The sequence below is a fragment of the Burkholderia stagnalis genome (genome assembly GCF_902830275.1).
GTDB lineage: Bacteria > Pseudomonadota > Gammaproteobacteria > Burkholderiales > Burkholderiaceae > Burkholderia > Burkholderia stagnalis.
The window spans coordinates 35,984-47,936 of the sequence record NZ_CADESW010000033.1; the positions used below are offsets into that span (position 1 = coordinate 35,984).

12 protein-coding genes and 1 pseudogene are annotated in these 11,953 nt (G+C 65.3%); 6 read left to right on the forward strand and 7 right to left on the reverse strand.

The window, feature by feature from the left end; translation table 11 throughout:
* The first annotated feature begins 10 nt into the window (after positions 1-10).
* A complete protein-coding gene (locus HWY45_RS34170) occupies positions 11-742 on the forward strand; it encodes a MotA/TolQ/ExbB proton channel family protein (protein ID WP_059567679.1) in 732 nt (243 codons plus the stop codon).
* A 13-nt stretch (positions 743-755) separates the two neighbouring features.
* On the forward strand, positions 756-1,184 hold the full coding sequence (locus HWY45_RS34175) for an ExbD/TolR family protein (protein ID WP_059567681.1): 429 nt from the start codon (positions 756-758) through the stop codon (positions 1,182-1,184).
* A gap of 339 nt (positions 1,185-1,523) precedes the next feature.
* Here the strand turns inward: HWY45_RS34175 and HWY45_RS34180 are convergent, their stop codons facing one another.
* Positions 1,524-2,498 carry a LysR family transcriptional regulator gene (locus HWY45_RS34180; RefSeq protein ID WP_059878817.1) on the reverse strand — a complete coding sequence of 325 codons (975 nt, stop codon included), beginning with the start codon at positions 2,496-2,498 and terminating at the stop codon, positions 1,524-1,526.
* A gap of 121 nt (positions 2,499-2,619) precedes the next feature.
* Here HWY45_RS34180 and HWY45_RS34185 point away from each other — a divergent pair, with 121 nt between their 5' ends.
* The 3 genes from HWY45_RS34185 to hemP all read left to right on the forward strand — a co-directional run bounded on the left by HWY45_RS34185 (position 2,620) and on the right by hemP (position 4,464).
* A complete protein-coding gene (locus HWY45_RS34185) occupies positions 2,620-3,492 on the forward strand; it encodes a pirin family protein (protein WP_059878814.1) in 873 nt (290 codons plus the stop codon).
* A gap of 101 nt (positions 3,493-3,593) precedes the next feature.
* The gene (locus HWY45_RS34190) at positions 3,594-4,076 is read left to right on the forward strand and encodes an SRPBCC family protein (RefSeq protein ID WP_059567686.1); all 483 of its coding nucleotides are present in this window, start codon (positions 3,594-3,596) and stop codon (positions 4,074-4,076) included.
* 139 nt (positions 4,077-4,215) lie between these two features.
* Complete coding sequence (gene hemP / locus HWY45_RS34195; protein WP_059809818.1) at positions 4,216-4,464, forward strand: hemin uptake protein HemP; 249 nt, start codon at positions 4,216-4,218, stop codon at positions 4,462-4,464.
* Between the two features lie 261 nt (positions 4,465-4,725).
* Here hemP and HWY45_RS34200 read toward each other — a convergent pair whose 3' ends face one another.
* The 5 genes from HWY45_RS34200 to uvrB all read right to left on the reverse strand — a co-directional run bounded on the left by HWY45_RS34200 (position 4,726) and on the right by uvrB (position 10,264).
* Positions 4,726-6,123, reverse strand: a complete 1,398-nt coding sequence (locus tag HWY45_RS34200; RefSeq protein WP_059878811.1) for a 4Fe-4S binding protein — start codon at positions 6,121-6,123, stop codon at positions 4,726-4,728.
* A complete protein-coding gene (locus HWY45_RS34205) occupies positions 6,120-6,962 on the reverse strand; it encodes an FTR1 family iron permease (RefSeq protein ID WP_059567692.1) in 843 nt (280 codons plus the stop codon). Before HWY45_RS34205 ends, HWY45_RS34200 begins: the two co-directional genes overlap by 4 nt.
* 52 nt (positions 6,963-7,014) lie before the next feature.
* Positions 7,015-7,347, reverse strand: coding sequence for a cupredoxin domain-containing protein (locus tag HWY45_RS34210; protein ID WP_010090024.1), 333 nt, complete (start codon positions 7,345-7,347; stop codon positions 7,015-7,017).
* A 56-nt stretch (positions 7,348-7,403) separates the two neighbouring features.
* Positions 7,404-7,955 carry an iron transporter gene (locus tag HWY45_RS34215; RefSeq protein WP_059878808.1) on the reverse strand — a complete coding sequence of 184 codons (552 nt, stop codon included), beginning with the start codon at positions 7,953-7,955 and terminating at the stop codon, positions 7,404-7,406.
* A 218-nt stretch (positions 7,956-8,173) separates the two neighbouring features.
* Positions 8,174-10,264, reverse strand: coding sequence for an excinuclease ABC subunit UvrB (uvrB, locus tag HWY45_RS34220; protein WP_059567696.1), 2,091 nt, complete (start codon positions 10,262-10,264; stop codon positions 8,174-8,176).
* A gap of 248 nt (positions 10,265-10,512) precedes the next feature.
* Between uvrB and HWY45_RS34225 the strand changes: the two genes are divergently transcribed.
* A complete protein-coding gene (locus tag HWY45_RS34225; RefSeq protein WP_059878805.1) occupies positions 10,513-11,712 on the forward strand; it encodes an amino acid aminotransferase in 1,200 nt (399 codons plus the stop codon).
* Positions 11,713-11,828: 116 nt separating this feature from the next.
* Here HWY45_RS34225 and HWY45_RS34230 read toward each other — a convergent pair.
* Positions 11,829-11,953, reverse strand: a pseudogene (locus HWY45_RS34230) (3-hydroxybutyrate dehydrogenase); the annotation flags it as partial.

The window sequence follows — 11,953 nt, forward strand, 5'->3', positions numbered from 1 at the left end:
AGGAAGAAAAATGCAAAGCTACGGTATCGCGCACGTCTGGGCGCAAGGTGATTTCGTCACGCGCGCCATTGCGATCGCGCTCCTCGTGATGTCGATCCTGTCGTGGATGGTGATCGTCATCAAGGGCTGGAACGTGATCCGCCTGAACCGTCTCACTAAGAACGCGGAACAGGCGTTCTGGCATTCGGACGATTTCGACGACGGCATCAAGAAGCTCGGCCTCGCGGCATCGACGCCGGCCGACAACCCGTTCCTCGCGCTCGCGCTCTCCGGCAAGGAAGCCGCCGACCATCATCACCAGACGCAGCCGCACCTGCACGACCGGATGGACGTGTCCGACTGGGTCACGCGCTGCCTGAAGGACACGATGGACGAAGGCATCTCGCGCATGCAGAGCGGCCTCGCGATCCTCGCGTCGATCGGCAGCACCGCGCCGTTCGTCGGCCTGTTCGGCACGGTCTGGGGCATCTACCACGCGCTGCTCGTGATCGGCGCAACCGGCCAGACGTCGATCGACCAGGTCGCGGGCCCGGTCGGCGAATCGCTGATCATGACGGCCTTCGGCCTGTTCGTCGCGATTCCCGCGGTGCTCGGCTACAACGCGCTCACGCGTGCGAACAAGGGCGTCGTCAGCAAGCTGCGCCGCTTCGCGCACGGCCTGCACGCCTACTTCGTGACGGGCGCGCGCCTCGCATCGTCGTCGACCCGCGACGGCCTGCGTCTCGCAGCCCGCGCAAGCTGAAGCGGGGTGAACGATGGCAATGAACACCGGTTTCAGCGACGATGACGACGATGGCGTGATGAGCGAGATCAACATGACGCCGCTCGTCGACGTCATGCTCGTACTCCTGATTATTTTCCTGGTGACGATCCCGGCGATGCAGCATGCGGTGAAGATCGACCTGCCGCACGCAAGCAGCCAGCCGGTCGAAGACAAGCCGCAAACAGTCGATGTCGCGATCCAGGGCGACGGCTCGATCCTGTGGGACGATCACGCGGTCACGCGCGAACAGCTGCAGGCACGCATCGCCGAGGCCGCGCAACGCAAGCCGCAACCCGAGTTGCACCTGCGCGCGGACCGCAAGGTGGCGTACGAGCGGGTTGCCGAAGTGATGTCGGATGCGCAGGCCGGCGGCCTGACGAAGCTCGGCTTCGTGACTGAGCCGAAGGCGAAAGCGAAGTAACGCGCGCCAGGGCGCACACAAAGTAAAAGGCCTTCATCGCCAGATGAAGGCCTTTTTTCATGCGCACGCGGGCGCCTTCGGGCGGCGGGCTCTTCGGCGGTATCGGTTGCGCCTCGAGCAACGCAAATGCGGCTACCGTGGTCTGCACGGACTGCGCTTTCTGCCCTATCTGGCTCGCAACATATGCGGCCACCGTACTCCGCTCAGAACATCCTTCGCGAAATGGGATTCCAATATAGGCCCGCCCGCCCGCGCATTCAAGGCTTCCCCGATTGAAACTTGCGATTGCAGGCGACGCTTCAATGACAAAACAAATTTGCAGTACTTGAAGGTCCGTGATCAGTCGGCCGATGCGCCTTCGGCCGCCTCTTTCTTCGTGCGTTCCGGGCAGCCCGGCTGCTGGTATTCGCCATGGTCGAGCTTCTCGACCAGATAGTCGACGAACGCGCGCACCGCCGGCGGCATCCCCTGGCGCGACACGAACACCGCATACAGTTGCGGCACCGGCAGCGTCCAGCCCGGCATCACCGGCGACAGCTGCCCGGCGCGCAGCGCGTTGCCGTACATCATCTCCGGCAGCGCGGCGATCCCGAGGCCGTCGAGCACCGCCTCGCGGATCGTCATCAGGTCGGCGGTCACGAGGCGCGGATCGTGTTCGTGCACATGGCGCGTGCCGTCCGGTGCGATCAGGTTGAACACGTGGCGGCCGTCGACGCTCGGCGTGTCGAGTGTCTCGAAATGGGCGAGGTCGTCCGGCACGAGCGGCGGCGCGTTCTGGCTCAGCAGGCTCGGCGCGCCGACCAGCATCTGCTCGGTGCGCCACAGCGGCCGCACGACGATGTTCGCGTTTTGCGGCGGCTCGGAGCGCACGCGCAGCGCGACGTCGATCGAGTCCTCGAACAGGTCGATCACGCGGTTCGTCACACGAATGTGGACCTTCACTTCCGGGTAGCGGTGCAGGAATTCGGGCAGGATCCGCGACAGCATCGTCTGCGACAGCGTGACCGGCACGCTGACCCGCACCGAGCCGCGCGGCGACGCACGCAGTTGCTGCACCGCGTTCATCGCGGCCTGCGCTTCGGCCAGCATCGCCTGGCAATGCTGGTAGAACAGTTCCCCCGCCTCGGTCAGCGCGAGCTTGCGGGTCGAGCGCTGCAGCAGCCGCACGCCGAGCGCCGCCTCGAGCTCCGTCAGGCGCCGCGACAGGCGCGATTTCGAGATCCCCAGCACGCGTTCGGCAGCCGAGAAGCCGCCATGCTCGACGACCTGCGAGAAGTACATCAGGTCGTTCAGGTTATGTGCATCGATATTCATGTCATCGTTCCATCTGCAGAACAATCCATTGCGAACTGCAGCGAATTAATCGGTAAATCGCCCAATATAATAGCCGCATGTTTCAAAAATGACGCTATTCCAATTTTTCGAGGGCCCCCGCATGACGATCGCTCGCTCGCTTGACCGCACGTATCCCGCGCTTCGCACGACCGAAGGCGGCGGTTTCGTGGTCCATCGTCCGTTTCCGACCCGGTTGCTGATGGACTTCGATCCGTTCCTGCTGCTCGACGAGATGGGCCCGGTCGACTACGGCCCGGGCGAAGCCAAGGGCGCCCCCGATCATCCGCACCGCGGCTTCGAGACCGTGACCTACGTGCTCGACGGGCGCTTTCGGCACCGCGATTCCGCCGGTCATGCAGGCGCGCTGGGCCCCGGCGACGTGCAATGGATGACAGCCGGCGCCGGCGTCGTGCACAGCGAGATGCCGGATCCGGCCTTCGCGCGCACCGGCGGCCGCTCGCACGGCTTCCAGCTATGGGTCAACCTGCCGCGCCGCGACAAGATGATCGCGCCGCGCTACCAGGAGATCACCGCCGATCGCATCCCGACCGCGACGTCGCCGGACGGCCGTGCACGCGTCCGGGTGATCGCCGGCGAGGCATTCGGCGTCAAGGCGGCCATCGAGACGCGCACGCCGATCCTCTACCAGCATTTCACGCTCGAGCCGGGCGCGACGGTCACGCAGCCGGTGCCGGCCGGCTATCGCGTATTCGCGTATCCGATCGCGGGCACCGGCCTCTATGGACCGGACCGGCAGGCGATCGACGCGCGCCACATGGTCATCTATCGGTGCGACGGCGACACAGTCACGTTCTCCGCCGGCGCGGACCCGCTCGACCTGCTGCTGATCGGCGGCGTGCCGCTCAACGAGCCGGTCGTGCGCTACGGCCCCTTCGTGATGAGCACCGAGGACGAGATCCGGCAGGCCGTGGCCGACTACCAGAGCGGACGCATGGGCCGCATTGCATCCTGACCGTGTCGATTCGGGTGCACGGGTGCCGCGAACGCGCCGGATTTACGTCACAATAAGTTCTTGAACCATGTGGCACCCGCCACCACCAGGAACCCGTCCCCTTGAACTTCGAACACCTGATCCAGATCAACGCCGACGATCCGGCCGTGCCAACCCTGACCCGCGAGCAGCTCTGGGAAGGTCTTGTGCTGCGCGCCGAGCAGCCGCAGCTGTTCGTGATCGGCCTCGACAGCTGCGTCGTCCACGAGCGCACCGACACCACGCTCGAGCGCGAACTGCACTACGGCAGCGCAACCGTGCGCGACCGCGTGACGTTCACGCCGAACCACCAGGTCCGCTACGACATTCACGCGGCGGACGGCGAAATCGGCGGCACGCTGACGATGACGATCGAGGAACGCGACGACCAAGAGCTGTTCCTGCGCTTCGAGTACCGCACGACGCTCGCCGTCAGCAACGACACCGAGGATGCGCGACAGACCCACGAGATCGTCAAGGAAGCGTATCGCACGTCGGATATCGATACCGTGAGGCTGATCCGCGAATACGCACAAGGCCGCAAGGATCCCGATCCGCTGCACTGACGGCAACGGCGGCCGGCCTCGGCCGCCATTTGATTCAAGCTATCGGCATGTCGATTTCGATCGATAAAGAGTCTTAGTAAATGGGAATGGTTATCATTTAGAATTCATTCCATCGTATCGACATTGACCGATCAACCGAATGACCGACATCACGCGCCAGACCACGCTGACCTTGCGCCGTAGCACCGGCGCCCCAGGCGTCAGCCGCCAGAAAACGGCAGCGGTCACGACGCCGGCGAAGCCCGCCAGCGCAAGCCGCGACTCAGGCACGCGCGTCGTCAGCAGCGATGCGTTGTTGCAGGGCCGTAGCCACGTCAGCATCGCGCACAATGGGGAAACCTATCAGTTGCGCGCCACGCGGCTCGGCAAGTTGATTCTGACGAAGTAGTACGTTGTACAGGGTATTGTGGGGACCACCTCCCTGAGAGGTGTTGGGCATTAGCCAGCGTAACGGCTTGCACGCGAGATCTAGACCCCTTCGTGCAAACACACTCAAGCAGCCGTTGCAGCAAGCCAAGCCACTTTTTTGGTTCTCGCAGCAAGAAAAAAAGCGACACGTCGAATGACGTGTCGCTTTTTCATTTCATCGATCCGCTCGTTCGCGAAGGTTCATCGCGAGAGCCGGAACAGCGTCAGGCCCTCGCCCGCTTCAGAAGCCCCAGAACATCAGCCACCACGCGCTGTCGATGACGGCCAGCCCCGCGACGAACCACGCGAATGCCGCCACGCGGCGCGGCCAGCCCGCATAACGGCCGGCCACCTGCCACGCGAGCCAGGCGCTCCACGCATTCGCGCCGATCAGGATCGCCATGCGCACGCCTGCGACCCAGCCGAGCGGTACATGCTCCGCGCGCAACAGCGACACCGTGGTCGCCGACAGGCCGAGAAACACGCCCGCGCCGGCGATCGGGATCAACGACTGCGCGAGATGGTGCAGACGGACGCGATCGAAGCGGCCGAGCATCAGCGTCGCGCCGGCCAGCAGCACGAGCAGCGCCGTGCCGTACACGAGCCCGGTGCCGACGATGTAGCTGACGATCAGCCCGCCGTCGAGCCACGAGAACACGTCGTTGCGGTCCGGATAATGTGTGAGCAGGATCCACGGCGCATTGGTCTCGAGCGGCCACGTGATGTCGCGATCGATCAGCCAGCCCGCGAGCCATTGCTTGATCTGCACGAACCACGGGCTGACGGTCCAGTGGAACGCGCCGATCGCGACGCCGAGCAGGCCGTACAGGATCAGCGCGGTGTCCCACGGGTTCGCCTTCTGCGCGCCGAGCGTCACGACTTCGTCCGACGGCGAGCGCCACGACAGCGAGATCGCGTCGCGATGCCCGCTGCAGCGGCCGCACATATGGCAGTCCGCCGCGCCCTTCATGTTGCGCAACGGCACGAGCGGCGCGCAGTTGATCGGAATCACGCGATGGCCGTGCTCGCCGTTCTTGTACGAACGGCGCCACGCGTCCTCGTCGACCTTGTAGCGCATCGGCGCGAGCCGCGCGAGCAGCCCGAACACCCCATTGACCGGGCACAGGTACTTGCACCACACGCGCTTCTCGCGGCCGTACAGCACGCCGATCACGATCGCGCCGACGGTCGAGCCGCCGAGCACGAACAGCACCGCGAGCGGGTACTGGTACACGCTGACCATCTGCCCGTAGATCGTCGTGATCCCGAACGCGACGAACGGCCAGCCGCCCCACCGTATCCAGCGCGGGATCGCGCCGCCGCGGCCGAACTTGCTCGCGTATTCGGTGAGCGCGCCTTCCGGACACAGCACGCCGCACCAGACGCGGCCGAGCATCACCATCGACAGCAGCACGAACGGCCACCAGATGCCCCAGAACGCGAACTGCGCGATGAGCGTGAGGTTGCTCCACAGATGGGCGGAATCGTCCGGCAGCGGCAGGATCGCCGGCACGAGAATCAGAAACGCATAAACGGCCACGACGCCCCACTGGATGCCGCGAATCAGCCCGCCGTGGCGCTGCATCCATTGGCCGGCCTGGGCGAGCCAGCCCGCTTTTGCGCCGGCGACGGTACTCATGCGGCGCGCCCTGCGGCAACGGCCGGGCGCCGGCTCGCGCGCTTGAGCAGCAGCCAGACCACCGCCCAGTACACCGCGTACGCGATCAGGTTCATCAGCGCCGGATGCGCGCGATAGCCGGTGAGCGTCGCGACGAGCGAACCGAAGGTGCCGGAGTCGTCGAGGATCGCCGACGTATCCCACACCTGCGAGATGCCGAGCGGCAGGATTTCCTTGTCGATCAGCTTGTCGACGCCCGTCTGGAACAGGCCCGCGCCGAGGAACAGCAGCATCACTTCGGTGACGCGAAAGAAATGCCGCCACGAGAAGTACTTGCCGCCGAGCTGCAGCAGATAGAACGTCAGGAACGCGAGGCCGAGGCCGATGATGACGGCGAGCATCTGGCCGCCGTCCACATGGCCCGACTGGCCGAAGCCGAGACCGTACAGGAAAATCACCGTCTCGCTGCCCTCGCGCGCGATCGCGAGCGCGACCAGCACCGCGACGCCCCACCAGTTCGAATCGCGCGTGCTCTGCTGCAGCGACTGTTCCATGTCGCGCTTCAGCGTGCGTCCGTGCTGGCGCATCCACAGCACCATCTGCACGATCAGCACGCACGCGATCAACACCATCGCCGTCTGGAAATAATCCTGCGCGTCGCCGGACAGCACTTCGGTGAACCCGACGAGCGCGGCGCCGAGCCCGACGGCCATCAGCAACCCGGCCGCGACGCCGGTCCACAGATAGGGAATGCCGCGACGGGCGTCGTCGTCGCCGTTCTTCAGCCACGCATAGAGAATGCCGACGACGAGCAGCGCCTCGACGCTCTCCCGCCAGACGATGAACAAGATCTGACCCATTGAACCCTCCTGACGCGCGGGACATCAGCCCCCGCACGCAGACAAAACCGCATTACTTCGCGACGATCACGCCCTGCGCCTGCTGGTGGAAATCGTCGAAAAACTTGTATTCACCCGGCGAAAGCGGCGCGACCACGACGAACGAGTCGGCGCCCGGTGCGAGCACCTTCTCCTTGCGCAGCTGCACGCTCTCGAATTCGGCGGCACCCTTGCCGGTGTTCCTGATCTCGATCTTGAAGCGCTGGCCGGCCGGCACCTCGATACGGGCGGGATTCAGCTTGCCGTCCGCCATCTCGAGCTTGAACGTCGGCAGATCGGCGGCCTGCGCGGCGCCGGCGAGCAGCAGCGCGGCGGCCGCGGCGACGAATTTCTGGGGGAATTTCATTCTTGGTTCTCTACGACGACGGCGCGCCCGAGGCGCGCCGTCCGTTATGCCACCGATCAGTAACCGCCCTTCTTGCCGATGCCGGCGAACGGGAAGTCGTACTCGAGCGTGACGGGCTTGAACCACGCGCCCACGCCGGTTTCCTTGTCGACGTGACGGCCGAACGCCATGTGGCCCGTCTGCATCGGCTGCTTGACCGTCATCGTCAGGTGGTACTTGCCCGGGCCGTTCAGCTTCACGTTGTCGCCGTAGTGCGGGCCGTCGCTCGCGACCATGCCCATCAGGTCGCCTTCCGCCTTCCACTTCGCGTCGCCCTGCTTCGTCAGCTTGTAGGTGACCTGCAGGTACGGCATCCAGTCGCCTTCGGCGAAGCCGGTCGGGTTGTTCTTGACCGCGTGGATGTCGGCTTCGAGGTGGATGTCCGAATCCGATGCCTTGCGCATCATCCCTTCCGGTTCCATCGTGATCGGCTGCAGGTACACCGCGCCGATTTCCATTCCGCCCTGGATCTGCTGCTTGCCGATCGGATATTCGGCGGCGGATGCCGACATGGCGGCCAGCGCCGCCGCTACCGCAACCGACGTGCGGATGAACGAAGAACCCAACATGGACACTCCTTGTTTTTCTCTGACAGAAGCACGGCCGTCCCATGGAACGGTCGCCGATGAACACTAACGCGACGAAGAACGTTAATGCGAACTATTCTCAATTCTCGCGAAGTGTAGCACCGAACGCGCCACCGGACAAACCGGCAACGGTGCAAAACCCTGATCCGACAAGGCTTACAGGCCGATTACCGGGTGCCTTTGCTCACACTTGGAAAGATTTACCGGCCGCCGCTGATGTGGTCGCCGACGTTCGCACCGAACACGCGCTCGCGCAGCAGCGCGAGCTGGTCGCGCGTCTGCGCCGCCTTCTCGAACTCGAGGTTCTTCGCGTAATCGGCCATCTGCTTCTCGAGGCGCTTGATTTCCTTTGCGAGCTGCTTCTCGGACATGTCCTCGAACTTCGCGCGCTGCTGCGCTTCCTTCAGCTCCGCGCGCGCCTCGTCGGCGTTGTAGACGCCGTCGATGATGTCCTTGATACGCTTCACCACGCCGCGCGGCGTGATGCCCATCTGCTCGTTGTACGCGATCTGCTTCGCGCGGCGCCGCTCGGTTTCGCCGATCGCACGCTTCATCGACTCGGTCATGTTGTCCGCGTAGAGGATCGCCTTGCCGTTCACGTTGCGCGCCGCGCGGCCGATCGTCTGGATCAGCGAGCGCTCGGCGCGCAGGAAGCCTTCCTTGTCCGCGTCGAGGATCGCGACGAGCGACACTTCGGGGATGTCGAGTCCTTCGCGCAGCAGGTTGATCCCGACCAGCACGTCGAAGGTGCCGAGCCGCAGGTCGCGGATGATCTCGACGCGCTCGACGGTATCGATGTCGCTGTGCAGGTAGCGCACCTTCACGCCGTGATCGGCGAGGAACTCGGTGAGCTGCTCGGCCATCCGCTTCGTCAGCACGGTGATCAGCACGCGCTCCCCGGCCTTCACGCGCGCGTTGATCTCGGTCAGCACGTCGTCGACCTGCGAGCTGGCCGGGCGCACTTCGATTTCCGGATCGACGAGCCCGGTCGGGCGCACGACCTGCTCCGCGATCTGTCCGGTCACGCGCTTTTCGTAGTCGGCCGGCGTCGCCGACACGAAGATCACCTGGCGCATCTTGCGCTCGAATTCGTGGAACTTGAGCGGCCGGTTGTCCAGCGCCGACGGCAGCCGGAAGCCGTAGTTGACGAGGTTCTCCTTGCGCGCGCGGTCGCCGTTGTACATGCCGTTCAGCTGGCCGATCAGCACGTGCGACTCGTCGAGCAGCATCAGCGCGTCGGGCGGCAGGTAATCGACGAGGGTCGGCGGCGGCTCGCCCGGCGCCGCGCCGGAAAAGTGCCGCGAGTAGTTCTCGATGCCCTTGCAGAAACCGAGCTCCTGCAGCATCTCGAGATCGAAGCGGGTGCGCTGCTCGAGGCGCTGCGCCTCGACGAGCTTGCTGTCGCCGTAGAAGAACTCGAGGCGCTCGCGCAGCTCGTCCTTGATCGTCTCGACCGCGCGCATCACGGTGTCGCGCGGCGTCACGTAGTGCGACGACGGATACACGGTGAAGCGCGGGATCTTCTGCCGCACGCGGCCCGTCAGCGGGTCGAACAGCTGCAGCGTGTCGACTTCGTCGTCGAACAACTCGACGCGCACCGCCATCTCCGCATGCTCGGCCGGGAAGATGTCGATCGTGTCGCCGCGCACGCGGAACGTGCCGCGCTGGAAATCCTGCTCGTTGCGCGTGTACTGCATCGCGATCAGCCGCGCGATCACGTCGCGCTGGCCGAGCTTGTCGCCCGTGCGCAGCGTCAGGATCATCTGGTGGTATTCGGACGGGTTGCCGATACCGTAGATCGCCGACACCGTCGCGACGATCACAACGTCGCGGCGCTCCATCAGGCTCTTCGTCGCCGACAGCCGCATCTGCTCGATGTGCTCGTTGATCGACGAGTCCTTCTCGATGAACAGGTCGCGCTGCGGCACGTAAGCCTCGGGCTGGTAGTAGTCGTAGTACGAGACGAAGTACTCGACCGCATTGCGCGGGAAGAACTCGCGGAATTCGGCGTAGAGCTGCGCGGCGAGCGTCTTGTTCGGCGCGAACACGATGGCCGGGCGGCCGAGCCGCGCGATCGTGTTCGCCATCGTGTAGGTCTTGCCCGAGCCGGTCACGCCGAGCAGCGTCTGGAACGCGAGGCCGTCCTCGATGCCCTCGACGAGCGTCGCGATCGCGGTCGGCTGGTCGCCGGCGGGTGGATACGGCTGGTACAGCTGGAAAGGCGACCCTTCGAAGGTCACGAATTTCGATTCGTCGAGCGCGTCGCCGACTGCGGCGTGATGTTCGGACATGGAATGCGGCCGGGGCGAAAACAAAAGGCCATTCTAGCGCTTCGCGGCCGCCCGGACTGCTGTCCGCTCCTGACGCCCGGTCGCCGCCGGAAATCGTGACGCGGCACATCGCCATGCGAAAAACTCGCGCGGATTCGCTACAATGACGGACTGCTGCGCTTTCGGCGTCATGCCTGTCCGCGCGCGGCCTGCCGCGCCCGCCCCGCCTGAAGAAAGCCTGACCCTCTTTTCACTACTGCCGAACCATCATGTCGCTCTTCTCCGCTGTCCAGCTTGCTCCCCGCGACCCGATCCTGGGCCTGAACGAAGCCTTCAACGCCGATACCCGTCCGACCAAGGTCAATCTCGGCGTCGGCGTGTACACGAACGAGGAAGGCAAGATTCCGCTGCTGCGCGCGGTCCGTGAGGCGGAGAAAGTGCGTGTCGACGCGGGCCTGCCGCGCGGCTACCTGCCGATCGACGGCATCGCCGCATACGACGCCGCCGTGCAGAAGCTGCTGCTCGGCAACGATTCGCCGCTGATCGCGGCGGGCCGCGTGGTCACGGCCCAGGCGCTGGGCGGCACGGGCGCGCTGAAGATCGGCGCGGATTTCCTGCGCACGGTGAACCCGAACGTGAAGGTCGCGATCAGCGATCCGAGCTGGGAAAACCACCGCGCGCTGTTCGAAGCGGCCGGCTTCGAAGTCGTCGCGTACCCGTACTACGACGCGCAGACCAACGGCGTGAACTTCGAAGGCATGCTGTCGGCGCTGAACGGCTATGAGCCGGGCACGATCGTCGTGCTGCACGCGTGCTGCCACAACCCGACCGGCGTGGATCTCACGGACGCGCAATGGCAGCAGGTCGTCGACGTCGTCAAGGCGCGCAACCTCGTGCCGTTCCTCGACATCGCATACCAGGGCTTCGGCGAAAACATCGAGGCCGATGCGGCCGCCGTGCGCCTGTTCGCCGCAGCGGACCTGAATGCATTCGTGTCGTCGTCGTTCTCGAAGTCGTTCTCGCTGTACGGCGAGCGCGTCGGCGCGCTGTCGATCATCACGTCGAGCAAGGACGAAGCCACGCGCGTGCTGTCGCAGCTCAAGCGCGTGATCCGTACGAACTACTCGAACCCGCCGACGCATGGCGGCGCCGTGGTCGCGGCCGTGCTCGCATCGCCGGAACTGCACACCTCGTGGGTGCAGGAACTCGGCGAAATGCGCGATCGCATCCGCGCGATGCGCAACGGCCTCGTCGAGCGCCTGAAGGCGAGCGGCGTCGATCGCGACTTCAGCTTCATCAATGCACAGCGCGGGATGTTCTCGTACTCGGGCCTGACGTCGGCGCAAGTCGACCGCCTGCGCGACGAGTTCGGCATCTACGCGGTCGGCACGGGCCGGATCTGCGTCGCCGCGCTGAACACGCGCAACCTCGACGTGGTCGCCAACGCGGTCGCCGCCGTCCTGAAGTAATGGGTCGGCATGGGGGCGGCATCGCCTGGTGCTCCCCCGCCGATGTGAAAAACGCGCTCCGTGGAGCGCGTTTTTTTATGTCGCCAATGCAGCGCGTCTCGGCAACGGGCACGGCTTCACTGCATGAACCAGCCGTGGCTGACGACGAACGACTGGCCGGTCAGCGCGGCGCTCGGGAACGCGGACAGGAACAGCACCGTCTGCGCGACGTCCTCGACGGTCGTGAACACGCCGTCGACGG